Origin of the sequence: Kribbella qitaiheensis, assembly GCF_014217565.1 — a bacterium.
Taxonomy (GTDB): Bacteria; Actinomycetota; Actinomycetes; order Propionibacteriales; family Kribbellaceae; genus Kribbella; species Kribbella qitaiheensis_A.
This window is the reverse complement of record NZ_CP043661.1, coordinates 3,619,664-3,643,456: the sequence shown is the minus strand read 5'-3', so window position 1 is coordinate 3,643,456 and position 23,793 is coordinate 3,619,664. Positions and strand designations below refer to the sequence as shown.

Annotated in this window: 23 protein-coding genes and 1 pseudogene; 12 read left to right on the top strand and 12 right to left on the bottom strand. The window is 68.5% G+C overall.

Annotation, left to right across the window (positions count from 1 at the left end; translation table 11 throughout):
* Positions 1-7 precede the first annotated feature (7 nt).
* The 8 genes from F1D05_RS16935 to F1D05_RS16900 all read right to left on the bottom strand — a co-directional run bounded on the left by F1D05_RS16935 (position 8) and on the right by F1D05_RS16900 (position 8,994).
* A complete protein-coding gene (locus F1D05_RS16935) occupies positions 8-1,327 on the bottom strand; it encodes a hypothetical protein (RefSeq protein WP_185448556.1) in 1,320 nt (439 codons plus the stop codon).
* Complete coding sequence (locus F1D05_RS16930) at positions 1,324-3,099, bottom strand: ABC transporter permease subunit (protein WP_185448555.1); 1,776 nt, start codon at positions 3,097-3,099, stop codon at positions 1,324-1,326. Before F1D05_RS16930 ends, F1D05_RS16935 begins: the two co-directional genes overlap by 4 nt.
* A complete protein-coding gene (locus F1D05_RS16925) occupies positions 3,099-4,355 on the bottom strand; it encodes an ABC transporter substrate-binding protein (protein ID WP_185448554.1) in 1,257 nt (418 codons plus the stop codon). The genes F1D05_RS16930 and F1D05_RS16925 overlap by 1 nt, the downstream gene beginning before the upstream one ends.
* Positions 4,342-4,896 carry a hypothetical protein gene (locus F1D05_RS16920; RefSeq protein WP_185448553.1) on the bottom strand — a complete coding sequence of 185 codons (555 nt, stop codon included), beginning with the start codon at positions 4,894-4,896 and terminating at the stop codon, positions 4,342-4,344. The genes F1D05_RS16925 and F1D05_RS16920 overlap by 14 nt, the downstream gene beginning before the upstream one ends.
* A 121-nt stretch (positions 4,897-5,017) precedes the next feature.
* Positions 5,018-5,713: a class I SAM-dependent methyltransferase gene (locus F1D05_RS16915; RefSeq protein ID WP_185448552.1), complete on the bottom strand. Its 696-nt coding sequence runs from the start codon at positions 5,711-5,713 to the stop codon at positions 5,018-5,020.
* Positions 5,714-5,762: 49 nt separating this feature from the next.
* Positions 5,763-6,224 (bottom strand): GNAT family N-acetyltransferase, encoded by a 462-nt coding sequence (locus F1D05_RS16910; RefSeq protein WP_185448551.1) that lies wholly within the window; start codon positions 6,222-6,224, stop codon positions 5,763-5,765.
* Between the two features lie 38 nt (positions 6,225-6,262).
* Positions 6,263-7,522, bottom strand: a complete 1,260-nt coding sequence (locus tag F1D05_RS16905) for an MFS transporter (protein WP_185448550.1) — start codon at positions 7,520-7,522, stop codon at positions 6,263-6,265.
* A gap of 83 nt (positions 7,523-7,605) precedes the next feature.
* On the bottom strand, positions 7,606-8,994 hold the full coding sequence (locus F1D05_RS16900) for a PLP-dependent aminotransferase family protein (RefSeq protein WP_185448549.1): 1,389 nt from the start codon (positions 8,992-8,994) through the stop codon (positions 7,606-7,608).
* Here F1D05_RS16900 and F1D05_RS16895 point away from each other — a divergent pair.
* The 4 genes from F1D05_RS16895 (at position 8,942) to F1D05_RS16880 (ending at position 14,108) form a co-directional block, all read left to right on the top strand.
* Complete coding sequence (locus F1D05_RS16895; RefSeq protein WP_343066610.1) at positions 8,942-10,213, top strand: aminotransferase class V-fold PLP-dependent enzyme; 1,272 nt, start codon at positions 8,942-8,944, stop codon at positions 10,211-10,213. The two genes, F1D05_RS16900 and F1D05_RS16895, sit on opposite strands and share 53 nt — an antisense overlap.
* The gene (locus tag F1D05_RS40360) at positions 10,210-11,103 is read left to right on the top strand and encodes an MFS transporter (protein ID WP_246486763.1); all 894 of its coding nucleotides are present in this window, start codon (positions 10,210-10,212) and stop codon (positions 11,101-11,103) included. The genes F1D05_RS16895 and F1D05_RS40360 overlap by 4 nt, the downstream gene beginning before the upstream one ends.
* Positions 11,061-12,386 carry a beta-N-acetylhexosaminidase gene (locus F1D05_RS16885; protein WP_246486762.1) on the top strand — a complete coding sequence of 442 codons (1,326 nt, stop codon included), beginning with the start codon at positions 11,061-11,063 and terminating at the stop codon, positions 12,384-12,386. The genes F1D05_RS40360 and F1D05_RS16885 overlap by 43 nt, the downstream gene beginning before the upstream one ends.
* A 249-nt stretch (positions 12,387-12,635) precedes the next feature.
* Positions 12,636-14,108: a WS/DGAT/MGAT family O-acyltransferase gene (locus tag F1D05_RS16880; RefSeq protein ID WP_185448547.1), complete on the top strand. Its 1,473-nt coding sequence runs from the start codon at positions 12,636-12,638 to the stop codon at positions 14,106-14,108.
* Here the strand turns inward: F1D05_RS16880 and F1D05_RS16875 are convergent.
* Entirely contained in the window at positions 14,105-14,821 is a 717-nt protein-coding gene (locus tag F1D05_RS16875) for a peptidase E (RefSeq protein WP_185448546.1), read from the bottom strand. The genes F1D05_RS16880 and F1D05_RS16875 overlap by 4 nt on opposite strands.
* On the bottom strand, positions 14,818-15,450 hold the full coding sequence (locus F1D05_RS16870) for a VOC family protein (RefSeq protein ID WP_185448545.1): 633 nt from the start codon (positions 15,448-15,450) through the stop codon (positions 14,818-14,820). Before F1D05_RS16870 ends, F1D05_RS16875 begins: the two co-directional genes overlap by 4 nt.
* A gap of 215 nt (positions 15,451-15,665) precedes the next feature.
* Here F1D05_RS16870 and F1D05_RS43015 point away from each other — a divergent pair.
* Together F1D05_RS43015 and F1D05_RS38900 are read left to right on the top strand one after the other, a co-directional pair.
* Positions 15,666-16,262: pseudogene (locus F1D05_RS43015) on the top strand (NAD-dependent epimerase/dehydratase family protein); the annotation flags it as partial.
* Between the two features lie 191 nt (positions 16,263-16,453).
* Positions 16,454-16,615, top strand: a complete 162-nt coding sequence (locus F1D05_RS38900) for a hypothetical protein (protein ID WP_206686239.1) — start codon at positions 16,454-16,456, stop codon at positions 16,613-16,615.
* Here the strand turns inward: F1D05_RS38900 and F1D05_RS16860 are convergent.
* Positions 16,612-17,358: a hypothetical protein gene (locus tag F1D05_RS16860; RefSeq protein WP_185448544.1), complete on the bottom strand. Its 747-nt coding sequence runs from the start codon at positions 17,356-17,358 to the stop codon at positions 16,612-16,614. The two genes, F1D05_RS38900 and F1D05_RS16860, sit on opposite strands and share 4 nt — an antisense overlap.
* Positions 17,359-17,504: 146 nt before the next feature.
* Between F1D05_RS16860 and F1D05_RS16855 the strand changes: the two genes are divergently transcribed.
* From F1D05_RS16855 to F1D05_RS16835, 5 genes are all read left to right on the top strand, one after another.
* Positions 17,505-18,473, top strand: coding sequence for a Ppx/GppA family phosphatase (locus tag F1D05_RS16855; RefSeq protein WP_428995018.1), 969 nt, complete (start codon positions 17,505-17,507; stop codon positions 18,471-18,473).
* On the top strand, positions 18,470-19,336 hold the full coding sequence (locus F1D05_RS16850; protein ID WP_185448543.1) for a sugar phosphate isomerase/epimerase family protein: 867 nt from the start codon (positions 18,470-18,472) through the stop codon (positions 19,334-19,336). The genes F1D05_RS16855 and F1D05_RS16850 overlap by 4 nt, the downstream gene beginning before the upstream one ends.
* Positions 19,333-19,971, top strand: coding sequence for a TetR family transcriptional regulator (locus F1D05_RS16845; protein ID WP_185448542.1), 639 nt, complete (start codon positions 19,333-19,335; stop codon positions 19,969-19,971). Before F1D05_RS16850 ends, F1D05_RS16845 begins: the two co-directional genes overlap by 4 nt.
* 48 nt (positions 19,972-20,019) lie before the next feature.
* Positions 20,020-20,742, top strand: a complete 723-nt coding sequence (locus F1D05_RS16840) for an ABC transporter ATP-binding protein (protein ID WP_185448541.1) — start codon at positions 20,020-20,022, stop codon at positions 20,740-20,742.
* A gap of 72 nt (positions 20,743-20,814) precedes the next feature.
* Positions 20,815-21,477 carry an ABC transporter permease gene (locus F1D05_RS16835; RefSeq protein ID WP_246486871.1) on the top strand — a complete coding sequence of 221 codons (663 nt, stop codon included), beginning with the start codon at positions 20,815-20,817 and terminating at the stop codon, positions 21,475-21,477.
* 7 nt (positions 21,478-21,484) lie between these two features.
* Here F1D05_RS16835 and F1D05_RS16830 read toward each other — a convergent pair whose 3' ends face one another.
* Positions 21,485-22,525 carry a DUF695 domain-containing protein gene (locus F1D05_RS16830; RefSeq protein WP_185448540.1) on the bottom strand — a complete coding sequence of 347 codons (1,041 nt, stop codon included), beginning with the start codon at positions 22,523-22,525 and terminating at the stop codon, positions 21,485-21,487.
* Positions 22,526-22,783: 258 nt separating this feature from the next.
* Between F1D05_RS16830 and F1D05_RS16825 the strand changes: the two genes are divergently transcribed.
* Entirely contained in the window at positions 22,784-23,776 is a 993-nt protein-coding gene (locus F1D05_RS16825; RefSeq protein WP_428995017.1) for a proline dehydrogenase family protein, read from the top strand.
* The last annotated feature ends 17 nt before the right edge of the window (positions 23,777-23,793 follow it).

The window sequence follows — 23,793 nt, the reverse complement described above, 5'->3', positions numbered from 1 at the left end:
AGCCGGGCTACGCCTTCAGCCGGGCGAAGAGGCGACGGAACCAGTTGGCGGCTGCTTTGTGCGGTGCTCCGTCGGGGACCACCGGTACTTCGCCGTCGTGGGCCGCGGCGAGGTACTTCGCCAGGATCGGGTGATGGTCAGAGCCGCCGCGGAGCAACTCGCTCTGCTGCAGCAGCTCTCGGGCCTTGTTCAGTTGACCGGTGAGCACCGCGGCCGAGCCGAGGTGTTGCAGGCAACGGGCGCGGCCTTCGCGTTCGTCGATCTCGGCGTACAGGTGTTCCGCGTGTTCCCACCACTGGCGAGCTTCGTGAGGACTCTGCTGCATCCACGCAGCCACTCCGGTCAGCTCTAGGGCGTGTGCCTGGCCGCTGACGTCCCCACCTGCGCTTGCCCGGGCAGCGGCAGCCCTGAGCTGATCCAGCGCACCTGCTGGGTCCTGTTGATGCAGCTGGACCACCGCGAGGTTGATCTGGATCGCGATGTCGCCTGCAAGGTCCGGCCCGGGCCTGCTGAGTCTTGCGTCGTCCAGCCGGTTCCGGGCGTTCGACAGCGCCTCGTTCCGGTCGTATCCGGCGGGGATAGCCTCCGCCCGGGCCAGATGCCACAGTGCGCCCTCGACCTCCCGCCGGGTCCTCAGTGCCGCCGCCGTACGGCTGTGTCCTCGTCTGGCCGGCGCGATGTTGCCGGAGATCCCCAGCCGGGTGTTCGCCGATTCCAGGTCACCCATCAACCGGTACGCCGTTGCCGCCCGCGCCGCGGCGAGTTCCGCCAGGTCGGTGCGACCCGAGGCGTCGGCGAATGCGGCGAGGTACTCGCTGGCCGTCAGCAGATCGCTGGCGGCCCGCTTGCGCACGTACCAGGCATCCAGTGCGTCGCAGATCCTGGCGATGTCGTCCGCGGCCTCCTCCCGAGGCTTCTCTGCGAGCAGTAGGTCCCGCAGTCGCGGCTCGTTCTGCTCGAACCACTCGGCTGCGCCCATGCCACCCGCGTCCGAGCCCAGCGATACCAACCACTGCTCGGCTTCCTCTGCTGCGGCGTGCAGCTCGGTCGCCTGATGCGGCGCGGCTGCACGCCAGGCCCGATACCTCCGCAGTCCGACCGGTGCGTTGTAGATCGCCCAGATCAGTGCGAACCCGATGGTCAGGCTGATGCCGACGACGCTGATCCAGCCGCCCCGGTCGAGGCTCTGCGACAACTTGTCGCCGGCCAGCCCTGACAGCAGGGCCGAAGCCAGCGCACTGATCCCGAAGATGTCTCCCCGGCGCCGCGCGGCCTTCGCCTGCTTGTCCTCGGCCGCAGCCTGCTCGGACGACTCCGGTGAGGTCATGGCTTGCTCCCGACCGTCAGCCCGCGGACCACCGTCTGCCAGAACGTCAGCAGCAGTACGGCCGGCACCACGGAGGCGACCACAGCGGCGGCAGCCACCGTCCCGGCCGAGGTCGAGAACTGCCGCGCTTCACCCCACAGCACCAGCGACAACGGCGTAGTGCCAGCTCCGCTGATCAGGAAGCCGACGATGAAGTCGTTCCACACCAGGGCAAACTCCAGCACCGCAACTGCCACCAGCGCAGGCCGATAGGTCCGCTGCACAGTAGCCAGTACTGCGCTCTGTCGTGCGGACCCTTGTAGTGCCTCGGCTACCAATGCGGGCGGAGCCGATGCGAAGGCGGATCGCAGTAGCAACACTGCGAACGGAAGGCCTGCAGCCGCGTGGACCAGGGCCAGCGCGACCCGCGACCCGGCCAAGCCGGCTGCGCCGATCGCGTCGCGCAGCGGAGCGGCGTACATCTGCACTGGCGTGACAGCGAGCACCACAAACGCCGACATGACCACGCGGCCGAGCCACGTCGGCAGTCCGCCCCAAGCGACCAGGTAGGCAGTCGGTACGGCGATGACCAGCAGCACTGCGGTCGCTATCGCGGAGATCAACACGGTCGACAACAAGGCACGCAGCAGGCCGGCGTTGGCTGCAGCGGTGAACGAGGAGAACCCGAGGCCGTCCGTGGACCACCAGCCACGCAGTCCTGCCTGCCGCGGGGAATGCAGCGCAGTGGCGACCAGCACCACCGCAGGAAGAATCCAGAACAGGCTGACCAGGAACCCGACGACCCAGCCCGTACGCCGCACCCGGCGACTCGGCTTCGGCCTGCGTAGCGACGGATCCGGCTTCACCACGGAGACCGGCATCGCCCAGCGACGGCGCCGCAACCCTCGTACGCCGATGACCGCTACCGCCGCGACTATTGCGAACAGGACGACACCGAGCGCCGCAGTACGGCCTGTGTCGTCACCGGCGCTGGTTGCTCGCCACCAGTTGAGTCCCAGTACGTCGGCGTCGCGCTGCATCGGACCGGGGACGACGATCAGCACCAGATCGAACACCCGGACGGCGGCGATCACCAGCGTCAGTGTCACGACGCCCGTGATGGGCCGGAGCATCGGCAACTCGAGTGCGCGGAGTCGCCGCCAGCCGGTGACGCCCTCGGCGGCGATGGTCCGGCTCACGTCGTCCGGGATGGCGTCGAGGCCCGCACGGAACAGCGACACGACGTACCCGAGCCAGGTCCAGCCGAACGCCGACACGAGCACCAGCCAGAACAAGCCAGGGCCGAGCCAGACCGGGCTGGAGCCGAACAGCTTGGTGAACACCGCCGTCACCGTGCCGTGTTCGGGGGCCGGGTCGAAGATCAGCCGGAAGGTCGCGCCTGACACCAGCACCGATACCGCGAACGGAATCACCAGTGCGGGCTGAAGGAATGAGGTCAGGCCGGGCAGTCGGTAGCTCAGCAGAGCCAGCAGGAACCCGACCACCACGAGTGCGAGTGCCACTCCGACCCAGGCGAGACTGTTGCCCACGGCATGCAGTGCGGCGCGATCTCCCATCACGGCGAAGTTCCCGAAGCCGAAGGAGCCGTCGGGCGTGCGGAAGGCGGCTACAACGGTGATCACGATCGGCACCAGCAAGAGGCTGCTCAGCAGTAGGGCCGGAAGGCCAAGTAGGAAAGGCCCTGCGGGTCGTCGTGGCTTACCCGGTACAGGACGGCCGCTGATCTCGCGGCCGACAACCTCGAGTGACAGGCCGTTGCTCTGCAGGCCCATCAGCCCTCCACCTTCTCGAGCTCGTCCAGCGCGTGCTCCACCGCGTCCGGTACCAGCTCGCTGCCGCGGTCGCCGATCCGGACCAGGAAGTCGGTCAGTACGCGCCACAACCCGTTGATGTCGCCGAGCGGCCCGAGGCGGTCCGACAGGTCGAACTGCAGCGACGTACCGGGTGCCACCAACTGCTCCGCCAGCCTGGTGAGCTCGGGGGAGTAGCCGGTGGTCCGGCCGTCGGCGAGGAAGCCGCCGGTCGCGATCCACGGATCCACGGCGGCGGGCGCGGCCAACCGGCGTACGAGGTCCTTCGCGTTGTCGGTGGTCGGTCGGGGCAGCACCATCACGTCGCCGCCGACGACCACCGGGGCCGCAGTACCGGCGCTGATCGGCGGGAAGGTGAACAGACCGATGTCGGACGGGTCCGCGGCGAAGGAGTGCACCACCGGTTCGGCGAAGTCGGAGGCGAGCACCATGGCCGCGCGGCGATGGCCGAACACCTCCACGATCGCGTCAGGGAACTGCTGGACCAGCGAACGTTCCACGCCACCGGCAAGGGTGCCCGGCGCTGACCACATCGTCCCGAGCAGTCGTAGCGCTGCCGCGAACTCTGGTTGCTGGGAAGGCAGCGGGCGGCCCGCTGTCGCAAGAGCGCGATAGGTGGACGGGGAGGAGCCGAGCAGGATGTTCTCCAGGAAGTCGGTGAGCACCCAGCCGTCCCCAGCAGCCAGCGAGAGTGGGCGAATGCCGGCCTGTGACAGGGATCGGTTCACATTCAGCCAGTCCGACCAGAGCTTCGGCGGCTCTACACCCACCTGCTTGAAGACCGACGGGCGGTACCAGACGGCTGACTTGTGCGCGGTCTTGAACGGCAGGCCGTACGTCGTGCCGTCGTGCACCAGGAGCTCGTCCCAGAGCCGGGCGCGGCCGCGGTCGGCCAGGTCTTCCGGCATCGATTCCAGGTCGCGCAGGTGCTGAGCGACGAGCCCTGGCTGCGGGAGCATCACGATGTCCGGCCGCCGGGTGGACCGTGAGCCGAAAGCGGTGGAGATGTCGTCGCCGAGCGGGACCACCTCGACCGGGTAGTCGAGCGGGCCGAGCCCGTCGAGCACGCTGTGGAAGGCGCGGAGCTCGGCACTGCTCCAGCTGACGGCGATCCGGACGCTGCGCCTCAGACCGAGGACGTCTCCCGTGCCGGAGCAGCCCGCTAGTACAAGCGTCGCAGCTGCTCCGAGGAATGCTCGGCGGCTAGTCGGTGACAAGGCGGAATCCTGTGGCTCGGGCTGGATCGGTGGTGATCAAGAGCAGAGCGACAGACCAGAGCTCGGGGTTGTGCTCCAAGCGCAGTAGGGATCCCCAGGTAGGAAGGCCTGCGGCGTCCTCCAGCACGATCACTGCGGGGTGTGCACGCAAGGCGCGAGCTACTCCGGCCAGGCGACGCCGTCCTGGAGTGATCTCGTGTGGGTAGCGTTGCAGGACGTCTTCCAGGCCGCAGCGAGCCGCAGTCACTCGGCTCTCCTCAGCAGCCGCGTCATTGGTCACGCGGTGAGTCACTGTGTGGCCGTGGACTACGTTGCCGAGCACTGTGAGGTGCGGGAGCAGACCGCCCTCCGCCGGGACCAGGCGCACCGTGCCGCCTGCCTTCACGACGATGTCGTCAGCAGGCTCGCCTATGCCGGTGATGAGGTCGGCGCACTGTCGAGCTGTGGCCGCGTCGGCCGGCACCAGGGCGCGCTGCTCGCCTACATCGATGCGGAGCTGCCGCGGTATCCCCGGCAATCCTTCGAGCAGCAGTCCGTCCATTCCGGCCTGGCGCCTCCCAGTTCAGTGCGAATGCTCACCCTAGGGCCCCAACCGGTCCACCGCAGCCCACCCCGCGCGCCGTCTACCCCCACGCCTTCCCTAACAGCAGCAAGTCTTGCTGTTAGTAGGTCTTGCTCCACACGTTGATGGCGTAGTCGACTTCGGTGCCGGAGTGGGAAGCGATGATGGCTTCGGCGTCCGCCGGCTTGAACTCGATTCGGATCACCGCTTCCAGGTCTTCTCGTCGCTCGAATCGCCAGCCCATGTCGAGCGCGGTTCGCTGCCAGTCGCGGGCGGTCCAGAAGCGCTCGACCTCGTCGGCCTTGATCTTCGGGTAGTACTCGCTGAACCAGCGTCCGAACGTCGAGCGGCTGCCGTCGTTGTCGATCACGAAGGCGGTCCCGCCGCGTCGCATCACCCGGTCCAGCTCGATCAGGCCCGGCTCGCACCCAGGGCCGAAGAAGTACGCCCAACGAGCATGCATCACGTCCACAGACGCGTCTGGCACCGGCAACTTCTGCGCTGTTCCTTGCCGTACTTCGACGTTCGCCAAGTCCTTCGCCCGGCGTCGCGCCGCGTCCGCGAGTGTCCCGTGCGGCTCGACCCCGACCACCTTCGCCGCGGTCGCCGCGAACCTGGGCAGATGGAAGCCGGTCCCGCAGCCCAGATCGAGCACGTTCGCCCCGGCCCAGTCGCGGACGGCGAGCATCGCCTTCTCGATCAGGCCGTCCGGATCGACCGCCCGGTTCTCGAGCTCGTAGACGTCGGCGTGATGCCAGATGTTCGGACTGGGGATCCCGCCGTCGGCAATGCTCATGGGACCAGACCCTAACCGCCGTCCCGACCCACTCCCCACCGAGTTTCGGTCAGCGGTCGAGGCGCAGCGTGTACTCCTCCGGGTCGTGGTCGGGTCCACGCTCGTCATCGCTCAGGAGCCGGAAGCCACACTTCTGCAGCACCCGGATCGAGCCGACGTTGGTCGTCACCACATCGGCGTACAGCGGTCGTTCGGTCAGTTCGCCGATGAGCGCCGTCAGCGCGGCCGTCGCGATGCCGCGACCCCAGTACTCCTGGCCGATCCAGTATCCGAGGCGGCGTTGGCCGTCTTCGTCCACCCAGCTGCCCATGTCGCCGACGCACTCGCCGCCGACAGTGATCGCCCGGGTCTCGTTCTCCGGGTTCGCCGCGACCTTGGCCCGGTGGGCGTAGAAGGCCTCCTCGTCGCGCGGTGGCATCCCGACCATCGCCACCGAGACCGGGTCGGAGTAGAAGGTGAACAGGATCGGCAGATCGTCCGGCGTGATCGCCCGCAGGCTGACTTCTTCCATACCAGGCACGCTAGCGCCGACCTCCGACAGAAACCGTTCTAAGCAACGGCATCGGCCACGCGGGCCCGGGTGGCGACCGCCAGCAGGGCGACGGGGATCAGCAGACAGGCGCAGAGTACGGCGAGCCAGTGGAAGCCGAGGTGCGCCAGGATCGGGCCCGACGCGGTACCGGCGATCGAGGCGAAGGCGCCCATCGTGAGGTCGGACAGGCCCTGCGCCGACGTACGGATGTCCTCGGGGACGGATCGCGACAGCAGGGTCGATCCGGCCACCAGGCAAGCCGACCAGCCGAGGCCGAGCAGGACCAGCGCGAGCGCGGTCAGGCCGTGCGCCTCGTCCGGGGCGAGAGCCGCGACGGCCATCGCGGACGCGAGGATGGTCAGGCCGAGTCCGACCGTGGGGATCCGGCCGATGCGATCGGTCAGCCAGCCCATCACCGGCGACAAGGCGTACATGCCGGCCACGTGGCCGCTGATGACGAAGCCGACGATCGTCAGTGAGGCGCCGTGATGGCGGAGGTGTACCGAGGTCATCGACATCACGCCGACCATCACCGCGTGAGCCGTCGCGATCGCCAGCAGGCCCAGCCGGGCGTGGGGGATCGCCATCACCCGCCGGAAGGTGGCCGCGAGCGGCTGGCGCTCCAGGCGCACCCGCGGAGTCAACTGCTGGAGGCGTCGCAGACCGAACCATACGGTTGCCAGTCCGAGGCCGAAGGCGACCACGGAGAAGAGGTAGGGGCCGGCCAGCGGCAGGACGCCGAGCGAGGAGCCGAGGGAGCCGCCGAGACCGGTGAGGTTCGGGCCGACGACCACGCCGATGGTGGTCGCCCAGACGACGATCGACAGCGAGCGGGCGATATGGCGAGGGTCGGCGGCATCGGTCGCGGCGTACCGCGACTGCAGGTTCGAGGCCGAGCCGCTGCCGAACAGGCAGCCGGCGAACAGCAGCAATGCCATCGAGCCGAGCTGGGCGGCGACGATGGAGAGCAGCGCGCCCGCGGTCGCGATCAGGTAGCCGGCGGTCAATGAGACGCGGCGGCCTTGCGAGCGGGCAAGACGAGCAAGCGGTACTGCGAGGATCGCGGCGCCCAGCGTCGTCGAAGTGGCGACCAGGCCGGCCATCGAGGTCGAACCGGAGATGTTCTCGGCCAGCAGTCCAGCGACTGCGAACCCGCTCGCCACCGCCACTCCGCCCAGCACATTGCTGACCACCAGCACCCGCAACGTCCCCCGCTGCAACTCAGCCGCAGTGGTATTGGTGGTCGGGTGGTTGCTGGGGGAGGAGGTGGGGGTCACCTGCTCAGCTTCTCATCGGGTTGCTGCGGCGGCAGGAACCCCGCCACCGAGAGGCCATCGAACCCACCCAGCAGGCCCTCGTCTCAGATCTGGGCGAGCCGACGCGCCGCCTCCGAGAGTTCGGCGAGATCAGCGGCCGCGGCGAAGTTGAAGCGCAGCCACGATCCGGACCTCTCGGTCGCGAAATAGCGCTGCCCGGCGCTGACGACCACCCCGCGTCGCCTGGCCTCGGCCGTCACCGCAGTGTCCTCCAGACCTGCCGGAAGTCGTACCCACAGATGGAGACCGCCGTCAGGTAAACCGCTGATGGACCAGTCGGGCCGGGTCTTGCCGAGTTGCAGCGCGAGCTCACGGCAACGGTCGGCCAAGGAGATCCCGAGACCGCGGAGATGCCGCTCCCAGGAAGGTGAACTGACCAGCTCGAGCGCTGCCTCCTGCAACGGACGGGGTACGAAGAAGTCGTCCACCTGGCGCATCGCCCTCAACCGCTCGAGTACCGGCCCTCGAGCGATCAGCGCACCGATCCTCAAACTCGGGGCGGCTGGTTTGGTCAATGAGGTGAGATAGACGACCGTGCCGTCGCGATCCTCGGCGAGCAACGGTTTCGGAGCCGATGAGCGGTGGCCGAGCAGGCGGGCGAAGTCGTCCTCGAGGACGAACGCTCCCGCGGCCCGAGCGACCTCGACCACCTGCCGGCGCCGTTCGGCCGCCAGTACAGCGCCGGTCGGATTCTGATAGGTCGGTTGACAGTACAGAAGACGGGCTCCGGACCTCGCGAACGCCTCGGCCAGCAGGTCGGGACGGAGCCCGCCTTGGTCGATCGGCACCGGCACCGGCCTGAGGCCGGCCGCCCGAGCGGCAGTCAGTGCGCCGGGGTACGTCGGTGACTCCATCAGAACCGGGCTTGCGGGTCCGGCGATCGCACGAAAGGCGATCGACAGCGCGCTCTGACCTCCCGCGGTGATCAGTACGTCGTCCGGCGTCGCACCATCTCCTGCCATTCTGGCGAAGGCGGTGCGCAAGGCGCTGAGACCGTTTGCCGGCGCGCGGTCCCAGGCGTCCGGTCGACGGGCCGCCCTGGCGAGAGCGGCAGTCAGCTCGCGCGTCGGCTGCAGCGACGGATGCAGGTAGCCGCCGTCGAGGCGGATGGCCCCTTCCGATACCGGTCCGACGGATTCGCTGACTGAGCTCAGATCGATGCTCCGATCCGCTAGTGCGACCGTCTGCCAAGCGGTGTCGGGAGCGACCCCGGCCCGCTGTGGGCGGAGCGCGACATACGTGCCACTTCCTGGGCGTGTGATGACCAGACCCTCAGCGGAGAGCTGTGCGATCGCTCGGGAGACCGTCCCGGGGCCGACACCGTGACGATCGATCAGCTCCCGGCTGCTGGGCAGCCTGTCTCCTGCACTCAGCTGCCGGATGAGGTCACGCAGGACCTCAACCAGCTGCTCAGAAGTGCTACGCTCATTCATGAAGGATGATAGTAGCGCTACTGCGCCAAGCTGGGAATCACTACCTGCCCTGCGAGCGGATACTCCTGGCTGTGAACAGGTGATCCACTTCAACAACGCGGGATGCGGTCTGCTCGCGACGCCCATCCTGCAAACGATGCAGGCTCACCTGACCTTGGAAGCCAGGATCGGCGGCTACGAGGCGGCCGCGGCGCGGGCCGGCGAGGTTCGTGAGTTCTACCCCGAGCTGGCAGCCTTGATCGGTTGCGGACCGGACAATATCGCGTTCGCGGGTAGCGCGACCCACGCCTATGCCACGGCGCTGTCCGCGATCCCGTTCGAACGTGGCGACGTCATCCTGACCACGCGCAACGACTTCGTCTCGAACCAACTGGCGTTCCTGTCGCTGCGCCGGCGATTCGGTGTCGATATCGTGCACGCCCCGGATCTGCCGGCGGGCGGTGTCGATGTGGAAGCGATGGCCCTGCTGATGAAGGTGCACCGTCCTCGGCTGGTCGCGGCGACTCACATTCCCACCAACTCCGGGCTCGTTCAGCCGGTCGCCGAGATCGGCCGGCATTGCCGTGAGCTCGATCTGCTGTACCTGGTCGACGCATGCCAGTCGGTCGGTCAGTATCCGATCGACGTCGAGCAGATCGGTTGTGACCTGCTCACCGGAACCTGCCGGAAGTTCTTGCGAGGGCCGCGAGGCTCGGGCTTCCTGTTCGTGTCGGATCGGTTCCTGCGGGCTGGGTATGAGCCGTTGTTCATCGACATGCATGGCGCGGACTGGACCGCGGCCGGAACCTATCGGCCGAGCGCCACGGCCTCCCGATTCGAGGAATGGGAGTTTCCCTATGCGACGGTTCTCGGCTGCGTGGCAGCGGTCCGCTATGCACGGTCGGTCGGTATCGAGGCGATCTCGCGGCGCACCCCGGAGCTGGCCCGGCGGCTGCGAGCCGGCCTCGACGCACTGCCCGGCGTACGAGCTCTTGACCAAGGCAACCAGTTGGGCGCGCTCGTCACGATCTCGATCGACGGCTGGCAGGCCGACGAGTTCAAGACCGCGTTGGACGCCCGGCGAATCAACTCCGCACTGAGCTTCCGCCGCTTCGCCCAATTCGACTTTGCCGACAAGGACGTCGATTGGTGCTTGCGGTTGTCGCCGCACTACTACAACACCGACGGCGAGGTCAGCGAGGTCGTCGCCGCGATCGCCGAACTGCAGGCGACCCGATGACCACGATCCCGAGGCCGTCGACCTTGGGGCGCAATCGAGACTTTCATCGGTTCTGGTTCGGCGAGACGGCGTCGCTGCTCGGCACTCAGGTCACGACCCTCGCGCTCCCGCTGACCGCGATACTTTCCTTCGGCGCATCCGATCGCCAGGTAGGACTGCAGCGATTCCTGCAGTTGGCGCCGTACCTCGGTCTGGCGCTGATCTTCGGTGTCTGGGTCGACAGGGCCCGGCGTCGGCGGGTGATGCTCGGTGCCAATCTCACCCGAATGGTGTTATTGGCCCTGATTCCTGTCCTGCACTACGTAGAGGTCCTCGACCTGACGTTGCTGCTCGTGATCGCCTGTGCGATCGGTGTCGCGTCCGTTCTCTTCGACGTGAGCTGGATGTCCTATGTACCGGCCCTGGTCGAGGATCCTCGACACTATGTCGAGGCCAGTTCCAAGCTCGCCATGAGCTCATCTGCCGCTGACATAGCGGGCCCTGCTCTTCTCGCCGGTCATCAGGCTCCGAGACCTGCCGGACAATCCTCTGCGTACTCACAGCGGCGGCGATTAGGTGCCGCGATCTTCTCCGCGACTCAGTTGCAGGGTTCGGAGTGTTCGGGAGTGCGCCTAGCGACGGCTTGTGCGCAGCTCAGAGCGTGGACCGGACCTGTGGCGCGGCTGGTCCACGCGGGTATGGTCGCCGTCAGCGAGCTTTTCGCTGACAGCTTTCGTTTGTCCTGCCACTTCCTCACTAGGAGTCCGGATGCCCGCACCGATCGCGATCGTCCCAGCCCCCCGCGAACTCGTCGCCGGAGAAGGCCAGTGGGTCACTCCCGACCCGGCCCGCCGACGCCGTCCGGACGGTGGTGGAGAACCTCGCCGAGACCGAGTACCGGATCGACGTGACGCCGGAAGGGGCCCGCCTGTCCGGTGGCTCCGCCGAGGCCCTGCTGTACGCCGAGTCGACGTACCGGCAGTTGCTGGACGCGGCCGGCCAGGTCGACGGCGGCTTCGCCGTACCGGCTGTCCGGATCGCCGACGCGCCCCGGTTCGGCTGGCGCGGGATGATGCTCGACGTCGCCCGGCACTTCATGCCGAAGGAGTTCGTACTCCGGATCGTCGACGCCATCGCGCTGCACCGGATGAACGTGCTGCACCTGCACCTCACCGACGACCAGGGCTGGCGGGTCCAGATCGACGCCTATCCGAAGCTCACCGAGATCGGCGCCTGGCGACCCGAGACCATGGTCGGCAAGATGTCGCACGGTCAGACCGAGTTCAGCTACGACGGCACCCGGCACGGTGGCTTCTACACCAAGGACGAGCTGCGCGAGATCGTCGCGTACGCCGCCGAGCGGGGCATCACCGTGGTCCCCGAGATCGACCTGCCGGGCCACATGCAGGCGGCGATCGCGGCGTACCCCGAGCTCGGCAACCACCCGGACCAGCAGCTCGGCGTACGGCAGGTCTGGGGTATCAGCGACGACGTGCTGAACGTCAACGACGAGACGGTGGAGTTCGTCCGGACGGTGCTGCGCGAGGTGCTCGACATCTTCCCCGGCCCGTACATCCACCTCGGTGGCGACGAGTGCCCGGACGTCCAGTGGCGCGAGTCCGAGGCCGCGCGGGCGAAGCAGACCGAGCTCGGACTGACCGACGCGAGCCAGTTGCAGGGCTGGTTCACCGCGCAGGTCGCGGCGGTGCTCACCGAGGACGGCCGCCGGCTGGTCGGCTGGGACGAGATGGTGGAGACGGACTGCCCGAAGGACGCCGTGATCATGGCGTGGCGCGGTCCGGACCGTGGTGAGGTGGCGGCGAAGGCCGGCCACGACGTCGTGATGGCGCCGAACCAGAGCGTGTACTTCGACTACTACCAGGGCGACCCGGAGACCGAGCCGCTGGCGATCGGGCACTTCACGCCGCTGGAGAAGGTCTACGACTTCGAGGTGATCCCGCCGGGTCTGACTGCCGAGGAGGAGGCCCGGATCGTCGGCACCCAGTGCCAGATCTGGACCGAGTACATGGAGGGCCCGGACCGGGTCGGCTACATGCTCTTCCCCCGCCTGAGCGCATTTGCCGAACGCGCCTGGGGCTCGGAGAAGACCTCGTACGACGAGTTCCTCACCCGCCTCCGCCCGCACCTGACCCGCCTCGAAGCCCTCGGCCTCACCTACCGCCCCCTCGACTGACCCGCCGCCCCCTCGCCTGACCAATTGTCGCTCGACTGACTGACCTACGGCCTGTCGCTTGACCGACCACCACTCCGCCTTCCCCTTGTCTTTCCCTTTCCCTCCACTGAGCGAAGGGAAAGGGAAAGACAAAGGAGGCTTGGAGTCCCTGGCCTTGCAGATACTGAGCGGGTAACTAGAGTCGGCTCAGGCTGTTAGCACGGGTAGACGGCCTGAGACGTCGAGAACCAGGCCAGCTCGGGAGGCGGGATGACCGCGGTGGGGCCGCTGGACGCGATGTTCTTGCTGGGGGAGACGCGCGAGCAGCCGATGCATGTCGGTGGTCTGATGCTGTTCGAGCTGCCCGAGGGCGCCCGGGACCAGGTCTTCCCGGACGGCACCAGGGATTATGTGTCACGGCTCTACCAGGAGATCATCGAGAACCAGACGGTCAATCCGCTGTTCACCAGGCGGGTCCGGAACCGGGCGCTGGATCTCGGCTACTGGTCCTGGGAGCAGGACCGCGAGATCGATCTGGAGTACCACGTCCGATTGTCCGGACTGGCCCGGCCGGGGCGGTATCGCGAGCTGTTCGAGCTGACCAGCCGGCTACACGGCACGCTGCTGGACCGGCGTCGGCCGTTGTGGGAGATGCACCTGATCGAAGGCGTGCAAGGGCGTCGGTTCGCCGTCTATTCCAAGGTCCACCACTCGCTCGTCGACGGCGTCAGCGCGCTGCGATTGATGCAGGCGACCCTGACCGCGGATCCGATGCTCACCGACATGCCGGCGACGTACGCGCTGCCCGAGGAGCCGCGCCTGGCGGAGCCGGTCGGCGAGCGGCCGACCGGGCTGCCCACACCGGCCGAACTGGTCGCGGCGGCCGGCCGGATCCCAGCCGAGGCCGGCCGGATGATGGGCGGAGCCGGCCAGGCGATGGGCGGCGTCGGACGGCTGCTGGCCGACCTGGCCGGGTTGTCGCCGGTCGGGTTGAAGAGCGCGCTCTACGCGCTGCAGCACGAGCATTCGTCGGTCGCGTTCAAGGCGCCGCAGACGGTGTTCAACCAGCCGATCACCGGGTCCCGGCGGTTCGCGGCGCAGTCCTGGCCGATGGAACGGTTGGAGAAGGTCCGCGCGATCACCGGCGCGACGCTCAACGACGTGATGCTGGCGATGTGTTCAGGGGCCTTGCGCAACTATCTGCTGGAGCTGAACGCCCTTCCGGACAAGGGAATGACGGCGATGGTCCCGGTCTCACTGCGAGCCGCGGCGAACGCGCCGGGTGGCGGCAACTCGCTGGCGACGCTGATCGCCGACCTCGCGACCGACGAGCGCGATCCGGAGCGCCGGATCAGGCGGATCATGGCGTCCACGACGTACGGCAAGAGCGTCCTGTCGCAACTGACTCCGATGCAGAACCTGATGATCGGCGCACTCGGCCTCGGTTCGGCAGGTCCCGCGGCGGTGATTCCCGGGCTCGCGGGCCACGCGCCACCGCCGTACAACCTGGTCATTTCCAACATCCCCGGCCCGGCCGAGAGTCCGCTGTACTGGAACCGCTCGCGCCTGCTCGGGATGTACCCGGCCTCGATCGTCCTCAACGGCCAGGCACTCAACATCAGCGTCACCAGCTACGACCACCAGCTCCACTTCGGCCTCACCGGCTGCCGGCGAACCGTCCCGCATCTCCAGCGCCTGCTGGCTCACCTCGAGACATCCCTGGTGGAGCTCGAGGCGCTTTAGATCAGGCGCGGCACGATCTCGGTCTCGGTGAAACCACCGACGCCGTCCGGTTCGACCTGCCAAGCTCGCTTGTCGGGGAGCACGCCGACGGCTTCCTTCAGCTCGCCATCGACGTAGTGCAGGCCGACGCCGTCCTCGGTCGCATAACCACCAGGAAGCGCGCCCGAGGCAACCAACCGCCGGTACGTCGTACGCCGTGGCTGGTCGGCCAGGTCGTCGTGGACGCCGTTGCTCCACGGAAGCCAGCCGAGGCAGTTGCCGTAGGCATCGAGTCCGGCCCCGAACGAATCGGTCGGTCCGCCGATGTGCCAGCACAGGCTGCCCGCGCTCTGGCCGGCCATCACCACGCCGTTCTGCCAGCACTCGTGCAGGATCTCCGTCAGTCCGTGCGCGCGCCAGACCGCCATCAGGTTCACCACGCTGCCGCCGCCGACCCAGAGCACGTCCTGGTCCAGCAGGAAGGACCGGACATCGGGAACGTTCGGTTGGGTGAACAACGTGAGCACGTTCGCCTCGACCGCCGGGTCGTTGCCGAAGGCACCTTTGAACCAGTCCACGGCGCCGGGGTGGTCGCCTTCGGCGGTCGGGATGAAGCAGAACCGGGCCGGCCGATCGCCGACGTCAGCCAGCGATACGGCGTACGAGATGAGGTCCCGCGTGCGGGAACGGTCGCCGGTCAGGATCCCCGAGATCGCGAAGATCTGCGAGGTCACAGCCGAACGATGCCCTGGGGGGTCTGGAAGACGGCGGCGACCAGGCCGGGCTGGCCGTTCGGGCCGACCCAGGCGACGTCCAGGTCGTCGAGCAGGTGGTCCGCCGGGTGGCCGATCCACTCGGTCACCCGGGCCGGGTCGCCGGCGATCTCCAGCGCGGTGAGCTTGACGCCCTTGCCGCCGTTCGACGGATGCTGGGTCAGGTCGTCCCAGTGGATGAAGAACGGCAGTTGCGGGTCGGAGATCAGGCCCTTGACGCCGATCTGCCGCCAGGTGAGGTTGACGCCGTCCGGCCGGTGCCGGTTGCCCGGGACGGACTCGCGGCCGAGTCGCTGCTCCATCCGCTGCATGTCGCGAACCGCCACCACCCAGCCGAGCCAGCCGCCGCCGACCTCCTTGCGGGCGCGGACGGCCTGGCCGAACGGCGCCTTGTCGGAGGCCGGGTGATCGAGCACGTCGACGACCTCGATGTAGCGGTCACCTTCGAGCGGGAGGATGTGATTCACGGTGCCGAAACGCGGGTGCACGCCGCCGTCGACGAACTCGGCGCCGAGCGCGGCGGACAGCCGGTCGACCGTCGCCTGATACCCGTCGGGACCGGCCGCATATGAAAGATGATCCAAGCGCATGCAGGTCATTCTGGTCCCCGCCACCGACAGTTGTTGTCGCCGGGGTGTCGACAAAGGGCACCCTAACCGCCCCTCGCTCCGCTCGGGGCGGGGAGTGAGGGCCGCTCTCGCTCCGCTCGGGGCGGGGAGTGAGAGCCACCCTCGCTCCGCTCGGGGCGGGGAGAAAAGAGCGCGATTGAGGTGGGCTGTGTTTGGGCAGGTCTAGGCTCGACATCATGCGCATTGTGGTCATCGGTGGGACTGGTCATATCGGCACTTCTCTGGTCCCGGCGCTTGTGCGGCGGGGGCATGAGGTGGTTGTGCTCAGTCGGGGTGAGCGGGCGCCGTACCAGGAGGACGGGGCCTGGCAGCAGGTGGAGTTGCAGCGGGTGGATCGTGAGGCCGAGGATGCCGCGGGCAGCTTCGGGAAGCGGGTCCGGGACCTGCGGGCGGATGTTGTGATCGACCTGATCTGCTTCACCGAGGACAGCGCCCGGCAGCTCGCGGAGGCGCTTCAGAGCGAGGTCGGGCACCTGCTGCACTGCGGCACGATCTGGGTGCACGGCCCGAGCGCCATGGTGCCGACCCGCGAGGACGCCCCGCGACACCCCTTCGGCGACTACGGCATCCGCAAGGCGGCGATCGAGCGCTACCTGTTGGCCAAGGCACATCGCGACGGACTACCCGTGACGATCGTTCATCCAGGACACATCAGCGGACCCGGCTGGGTGCCCGTCAATCCAGCCGGCAATTTCGATCCCGGCGTCTTCCGGAAGCTTGCCGACGGCACCGAGCTGGCACTGCCCAACCTCGGCCTCGAGACCGTCCAGCACGTCCACGCGGCCGACGTCGCCGGAGTCTTCCTCGCCGCGCTGGCGAATCGCTCCGTCGCGATCGGCGAGAGCTTCCACGCGGTCGCCGACGGTGCGATGACACTCCGCGGGTACGCCGAGGGCGTGGCGGGCCCTGGTTCGGCAAGCAGCCGAACCTCACCTTCCTGCCGTGGGACGAGTGGGTCGCGACGGTGTCCGAAGGTGCCGCCGCAGCAACCCACGACCACATCGCGCACAGCCCCCACTGCTCGATGGAGAAGGCCGGTCGGCTACTCGGCTTCCGGCCGCGCTACTCCCCACTGGAGACCGCCCTCGACGCACTCGGCTGGCTGGTCGCCAACAACAAGGTCTAGGACAACTTCGAGGCGGGGTGGGGAAGCAGTTGCTTGGCCGACTCGAGGCGCTGGCGGCACAGGTCCGCAAGGATCTCGTACGCCTTCAGCCCCATCAGGGTCTGCAGCTCGACCTTGCTCGACTCGAAGACCGCCTCGACGCCGATGTGCGCCTCGGTGTTGCCGGTGCAGTACCAGTCCAGGTCGTGCCCGCCCGGACCCCAGCCGCGCCGGTCGTACTCACCGATCCCGACCTCGGTGTACGTCGTACCGTCCGGCCGCTCGACCTCGCGGAACGTCCGCCGGATCGGTAACTGCCAGCAGACATCCGGCTTGGTCTCGACGAAGTGCACGCCCTGCTTGAGTGCGAGCCCGTGCAGCGCGCAGCCGCCACCGGCGGGGAAGTCCGGCCGGTTCAGGAAGATGCAGGCTCCTTCCCAGACCCGGGTCTTGCGGTCGCCGTCGTCGTCGGTCTCGACCCAGCCGTTCGTCTTGCCTTCCTTGCGGAACTGCCAGTCGTCCTTGCCGAGCTGCTTGACGTAGCCCTTCACCCGCAACTCGTCGTCCTCGTCGGAGAAGTGCGCGCCAAGGGTGCAGCAGCCGTCGTTCGGGCGGCCCTTGTAGATGCCGCGACAGCCACCGCCGAAGATGCAGGTCCAGTTGGACGCCAGCCAGGTCAGGTCACAACGGAACACCTGATCAGGGTCTTCCGGATCGACGAACTCGACAAAGGCACGGGGGAAATCGAGAGATACCTCAGGCACCCGGAAAGCGTACGTCCTCCGCAGTGATACGCGATCATCCCGGCCGGTACTGCGATTGCCGGACAAGGGCGGTGCGGGGTCAATTCTGGGACAGGACCACCGCGGGCCGGGCAGGTGAACACCAGGAGTCCAGTAGCGTGGAGGGTATGCGGCTCGGCGTACTCGACGTGGGATCCAACACCGTCCACCTGCTGGTGGTGGACGCGCACCGTGGTGCCGCGCCACTGCCGGCGTACTCGCACAAGACCGAACTGCGGCTCGCCGAGCACCTCGAGAAGGACGGCCGGATCGCGCAGTCCGGAGCCGACGAGCTGGTCTCGTTCATCTCCGAGGCGGCCGAGCTCGCCGAGGACAAGGGCTGCGAGTCCGTACTCGCGTTCGCGACCTCGGCGCTCCGCGAGGCTCCGAACGGCGAGAAGGTGCTGGACCGGGTCCGCGAACAGACCAAGCTGGACCTGCAGGTCCTGACCGGGCAGGACGAGGCACGGCTGACCTTCCTCGCCGTACGACGCTGGTTCGGCTGGTCGTCGGGCCGGCTGGCCGTGTTCGACATCGGCGGTGGGTCGCTGGAGATCGCGGCCGGGTCCGACGAGGAGCCGACGGTCGCCGTGTCGGTGCCGCTCGGTGCGGGCCGGCTGACTCGCGAGTCGCTGACCGCGGACCCGCCGGACAAGGACGAAGTACGGGCGCTGCGGAAGCGGATCCGGGTCGAGATGGCGGCCGTGGCAGGCGACGTACTGCGAGCAGGTAAGCCGCAGCGGGCGGTGGCGACCAGCAAGACGTTCCGGTCGCTGGCCAGGATCTGCGGTGCCGCTCCGTCGGACGACGGCCCGTACGTGCCGCGCTCGCTGGACCGCGACGACCTGGCCGAGTGGATGCCCAAGCTGATCAAGATGACCGCCGCCGAGCGGGCCCGCGCTGCCCGCGGTCTCGGCCGGCCGGTCCACCCAGTTGGTCGCCGGCGCGCTGGTCGCGGATGCCGTGATGGATCTGTTCGACCTGACCTCGCTCGAGGTCTGTCCGTGGGCTCTGCGGGAAGGCGTGATCCTGTCCCGTCTGGACCAGTTGCAACCCCGATGACCCTCGATGACAACCTCGAAAGCGTAGTGCGATGAACTCCCGCAAGACCGCCGCGAAGATCGGCCTGTCCACGGCCTCCGTCTATCCCGAGTCGACCGCCAGCTGCTTCGAGCTGGCCGCCCGGCTCGGCTACGACGGGGTCGAGCTGATGGTCGGGATCGACCCGCTCAGCACCCAGATCGACGCGGTGAAGCGGCTGGTCGACTACCACCACCTGCCGGTGATCGCGATCCACGCGCCGTGCCTGCTGATCACCCAGCGGGTCTGGGGGACCGACCCGTGGGAGAAGCTGGAGCGCAGTGCGGAGGCGGCCAAGGATCTCGGCGCCGACGTCGTCGTCGTGCACCCGCCATTCCGCTGGCAGCGCGACTACGCCCGCGGTTTCGTCGAGGGGATCGCCCGGCTGGAGGCGGAGACCGGCGTCATCTTCGCGGTCGAGAACATGTACCCGTGGCGCGCGCCCGGCAAGGGGCTGCAGGCCTACGCGCCGAGCTGGGACCCGACCGAGCAGACCTACGCGCACACCACGCTCGACCTGTCCCACTCCTCGACCGCCGAGCAGGACTGTGTCGAGCTGGCCGCGACGATGGGCAGCACCCTCAAGCACGTGCACCTCACCGACGGCACCGGCTCTGCCAAGGACGAGCACCTGGTCCCCGGTCGCGGCACCCAGCGCGCGGCCGATCTGCTGAACGGGCTGGCCGACAACGACTTCCGCGGCCACATCATCATCGAGATCAACACCCGCCGGTGCTCCAGCCGGTCCGAGCGCGAGATCGATCTGGTCGAGTCGCTGGAGTTCACCCGCAAGCACTTCGTCCGGACCGCCGACACGGTTCCTCGCCGGTCGGCCTTCGCCGTCACCAGCGACGGAGAGGTGTCGGAGCTGACCCCGTGAGCGGTCCGGCAAGCCGCAAGGCCGGTACCGCGGGCCGCGGCCGGGCCGATCCGCCGAGCCGTGCTCCCGGGCGCCGGCCGGGCGGTCCGGACACCCGGGGTGAGATTCTCCGGGCAGCCCGGGAATCCTTTGCGGGCAAGGGGTTCGCCGGTACTTCGATGCGCGCGGTAGCCCGCGAGGCGGGTGTCGACGCGGCGCTCGTGCACCACTATTTCGACAGCAAGGACGAACTCTTCATCGAGTCGATGGCGCTCCCCGTCGACCCGCGCCAGATCGCGGCGGTGATCCTGTCCGGCCCCCGCGACGAACTGGGCCGCCGCATCCTGACCACCTTCCTCGGTGTCTGGGAGTCTCCCGACGGCCAGCAGCGGATGAAGGCGATCATGCGCAGCGTGGTCACCAGCGAGGATGTCGCCCGGCTGATGCGCGAAGGCATCACCGAGATGATCATCGGCCCGGTCTCGGACGCGCTCGGCGTCCCGGACGCCCGGCTCCGGGTCTCGCTGGTCGCCACCCAGCTCATCGGCCTGGCCCTGACCCGCTACCTGGTCGATCTCGAACCGGTCGCCTCCGCGCCGGTCGCCGAGTTGATCGACCGGGTCGCTCCCGTCGTCCAGCACTACCTCACCGCCTGAGCGACTCGGGCGCTTGCCGAAGTACGTCGTACACGCTAAATTCATCAGATGATGAAAAACGCGGTGACGTGTCGCGACGTGGTCGTGGTGCGGGGAGATCGGGAAGTCCTGCACGGGGTGGGTTTCGACCTCGCCGCCGGGTCCGTGACCGGGTTGCTGGGGCCTTCGGGGTGCGGCAAGACCACGTTGATCCGGGCGATCGTGGGGCTGCAGGCGAAGGTCACGGGGTCTGTCGAGGTGCTCGGCCTGCCTGCCGGTGCGGCCAAGCTGCGGGGCCGGATCGGCTATGTCACGCAGGAGCCCAGCGTGTACGGCGATCTCACCGTGACCGAGAACCTCCGCTTCTTCGCCGCCGTCCTCGGTATCTCCTCCGACGATGTCGACCGGGTGATCGAGGCGGTCGACCTGCGCAGCCATACCGACGCACGGGTGGATCGGCTGTCCGGCGGCCAGCGGTCCCGCGTCTCACTCGCGGCCGCGCTGCTGGGTAACCCGGAGTTGCTCGTTCTGGACGAGCCGACCGTCGGGCTGGATCCAGTGCTCCGGCGCGACCTCTGGGAGCTTTTCCACCGGCTCGCGGACGACGGCGCGACGCTGCTGGTGTCCAGCCACGTGATGGACGAGGCCGTCCGCTGCGACCGGCTGCTGCTGATGCGCGAGGGCGATCTGCTCGCGGACGAGACTCCTGACGCGCTGCTCCAGTCGGTCGGAACGGACGACATCGAGCAGGCTTTCCTTACGCTGATCGACCGGAAAGCAGGTGCGCGATGACCCCGCGCGTGACGTTCGCGATGGCGGGCCCGGGTGCTGGCACAACTGCGCCGGGACCACCGGACCGTGGCGATGCTGATCGTAATGCCGGCCTTGCTGATCACCTTGATGTGGTGGATGTTCGACAAGTCGCCGACCACGTTCGACCGGGTCGGCGGGCCGCTGCTGGCGGTGTTCCCGGCGATCATCATGTTCATCGTGACGTCGGTGGCCACTCTGCGGGAACGGACCAGTGGCACGCTGCCGCGGTTGTTCACGCTGCCGATGGGCAAACTGGACTTCCTGCTCGGGTACGCGCTGGCCTTCGCGCTGATCGCCGTGGTCCAAGCGGTTGTGGTGGTGTCGATCTCGCTCTACGCGCTCGACCTCGACATCCAGGGATCCGCGTGGCAGCTCGGTGTGGTCGCTGTCCTGGACGGAGTTCTCGGTACTGCGCTGGGTCTGTTCGCGAGCGCGTTCGCAGCTACCGAGTTCCAGGCGGTCCAGATGATGCCGGCCGTGATGATCCCGCAGCTCCTGCTTTGCGGGTTGCTGCTGCCCCGCGACCAGCTTCCCGGCGTACTGCATGCTGTCAGTGACGTGCTGCCACTCTCGTACGCCGTGGACGCGGTCGTCGGAGTTGCCGGGGGCAACGGATTCGGGTCCGGTGCTGGTACCGACGCGCTGGTCGTCGCCGCGTTCATCGTCGGCGCGCTTGTGCTCGGTGCGGCCACGCTGAAACGCCGTACGGCCTAGTCGGCCTTTAGGTGAGGTGCCGGACGTCTTCCCAGCCGGCGTCGGTGGAGACGGCGAGGGTGACGGGGCCGTCCGGCCAGCCGGTGATCGCGGCCTGCAACTGGGCCGCCGCCGGCGTGGTCCCGTCCACGTAGTAGTGCAGGATCCGCGACCCGGCCGCCGTCTCGTGGGCGAGCAGCCGGCCCGAATCGCCGAGCCGGTCGGACAGGTGGTCCTCGAAGTCGCGCAAATGGCTCAGCGTCTCGTCCTGGGGCAGCCCGTCCTCGCGGGCGGCCTTGTACGGGACCTCGACGGCGACGTGGGTGTCCAGGTGCGGCATCTGGATCGACCGGAGCGGGACCATCGCGGTCGCGACCAGGCGATCCCCGGCGGGGGTCTCGCCCTCCATCAACCGCCAGCTCGGCCCACCGTCCTCGGCGACGTGCGCCGCGGCGAATGAAGCTACTGCCGGAAGCAGTTCAGAGATCGGTACCGCGTTCGCGGGCGGCTCGACCGCCGTACTGATCGCGCCGATCCAGGTCTCGACCAGCTCCTCGCCGAGAACCAGGTCGAGCAGCCGGAAGGTGACCCGCTGGCGGAGCTCCTCGGGCAGTGCCGGGAACGTCGGGTGGTGCACCTCGACGTGCAGAGCGGCTTCGCGGCGGTCCGGCTCGATCGTGACGAGGGCGGTCTCGATGGCGACCAGCGGCATACCGTCGAACTTGATACCGCCATCCGGGGACGGCCGGCGCATGTCGGCGTACTCCCAGAGCTGGTCCGAGACCGGGGCTGCGCGCAGCCAGCGACGGGCGATGGCGCGGGTGCCGGGGTCGCCCGCGGCGGTGACGATCAGGACGTGCTTGGCGTGCAGGCCGAGGCTGAGCTCCCAGTCGAGGTTCTCGTGGATCTTGTGCACCCGCTCGGACAGTACGGCGCCGGCCGCGGTCAGATCCCGCTCGGCGATCGCCGCGGCGATCTGGGTGGCACCGGTCTGCCGCCACCAGGTCCAGAACGCACCGATCGCGTCGGCCGGCGCGGCCGTGGTCCGGCGACGCTTGAAGATCCGCATTACCGCATCCTCTCCTGACCGGGGACCAGGCCGCCCGCTTTGGCGGCCCTGCCCACCCAACTTACGGGGCGATGGGGAACCAGCCCAGTCCGCGCGTGGGGCGCGGGCCGGGTTGGATGGCCGGACCAGTCGGCGTACTGGTGTGGTCCGGGCCACACGATTAGGGAGCGTTCGGTCCAGGCGCGTAGCCTGCAGACACCCCTGGAACATCGCCGGCACAAGGGGCCGGGCGGGACGGGCAACGAGGAGGAACTCGAAGTGCTTCGGCGAATCCTGCTGGGCGTGTCCCGCAGCCCCCAGATCAAGAAGGCCGTCTCGGCGATGCCGGTCTCGAATGGCATCGTGGCCCGGTTCGTGGCCGGCGAGACCGCTCCGGAGGCCGTGCTGGCCACCGAGAAGCTGGTCAGCAACGGCCTGCACGTCACCCTCGACCACCTGGGCGAGGACGTCACGGATGTCGCCGCCGCCACCGCGACGGCCGATGCGTACCTGACCCTGCTGAAGCAGCTGTCCGCGGCCGGCCTGACCGCGAACGCCGAGGTCTCGGTGAAGCTGTCGGCCGTCGGCCAGGCGCTGCCCGGCGACGGCGAGAAGATCGCCCTGGAGAACGCCCGGTCGATCTGCCACGCGGCCCGCAACGCCGGCACCACGGTGACGCTGGACATGGAGGATCACACCACCACGGACTCCACCCTCGGCATCCTGCGCGAGCTCCGGCAGGACTTCCCCGAGACCGGTGCCGTGCTGCAGGCGTATCTGCGCCGTACCGAGGGCGATTGCCGCGACCTGGCCACCACCGGTTCGCGGGTCCGCCTCTGCAAGGGCGCCTACAAGGAGCCCGAGTCGGTCGCGTACCAGGACAAGCGCTCCGTCGACAAGGCGTACGTCCGGGCGATGAAGGTCCTGATGAACGGCGCCGGCTACCCGATGATCGCCTCCCACGACCCGCGCCTGATCGCGATCGCCGGCTCCCTGGCCGACCGCGCGAACCGCCGGCCCGGGCTCGTTCGAGTACCAGATGCTCTTCGGCATCCGCCCCGAAGAGCAGCTCCGCCTCGCCGGCGAGGGCCACACCATGCGCATCTACATCCCCTACGGCGAAGACTGGTACGGCTACCTCGTCCGCCGCCTGGCCGAACGCCCCGCCAACCTCCAATTCTTCGCCAGGTCCCTGATCAGCAAGAAGTAGTCCCCGCGCGGCCTCCGTCCCCGCTCGGGGACCCATGGTCGCCCGCAGGTGGTTGGGCTTGACGGCGTCATGCCTGCCG

Coding starts and splice junctions, on each gene's coding strand:
- F1D05_RS16840 (WP_185448541.1), top strand. CDS start 20,020: ATGATGAAAAACGCGGTGACGTGTCGCGACGTGGTCGTGGTGCGGGGA.
- F1D05_RS40360 (WP_246486763.1), top strand. CDS start 10,210: ATGACCACGATCCCGAGGCCGTCGACCTTGGGGCGCAATCGAGACTTT.
- F1D05_RS16850 (WP_185448543.1), top strand. CDS start 18,470: ATGAACTCCCGCAAGACCGCCGCGAAGATCGGCCTGTCCACGGCCTCC.
- F1D05_RS16920 (WP_185448553.1), bottom strand. CDS start 4,896: ATGGACGGACTGCTGCTCGAAGGATTGCCGGGGATACCGCGGCAGCTC.
- F1D05_RS16935 (WP_185448556.1), bottom strand. CDS start 1,327: ATGACCTCACCGGAGTCGTCCGAGCAGGCTGCGGCCGAGGACAAGCAG.
- F1D05_RS16915 (WP_185448552.1), bottom strand. CDS start 5,713: ATGAGCATTGCCGACGGCGGGATCCCCAGTCCGAACATCTGGCATCAC.
- F1D05_RS16895 (WP_343066610.1), top strand. CDS start 8,942: ATGAGGTCACGCAGGACCTCAACCAGCTGCTCAGAAGTGCTACGCTCA.
- F1D05_RS16900 (WP_185448549.1), bottom strand. CDS start 8,994: ATGAATGAGCGTAGCACTTCTGAGCAGCTGGTTGAGGTCCTGCGTGAC.
- F1D05_RS16910 (WP_185448551.1), bottom strand. CDS start 6,224: ATGGAAGAAGTCAGCCTGCGGGCGATCACGCCGGACGATCTGCCGATC.
- F1D05_RS16835 (WP_246486871.1), top strand. CDS start 20,815: ATGCTGATCGTAATGCCGGCCTTGCTGATCACCTTGATGTGGTGGATG.
- F1D05_RS16880 (WP_185448547.1), top strand. CDS start 12,636: ATGACCGCGGTGGGGCCGCTGGACGCGATGTTCTTGCTGGGGGAGACG.
- F1D05_RS16855 (WP_428995018.1), top strand. CDS start 17,505: ATGCGGCTCGGCGTACTCGACGTGGGATCCAACACCGTCCACCTGCTG.
- F1D05_RS16930 (WP_185448555.1), bottom strand. CDS start 3,099: ATGGGCCTGCAGAGCAACGGCCTGTCACTCGAGGTTGTCGGCCGCGAG.
- F1D05_RS16870 (WP_185448545.1), bottom strand. CDS start 15,450: ATGCGCTTGGATCATCTTTCATATGCGGCCGGTCCCGACGGGTATCAG.
- F1D05_RS16830 (WP_185448540.1), bottom strand. CDS start 22,525: ATGCGGATCTTCAAGCGTCGCCGGACCACGGCCGCGCCGGCCGACGCG.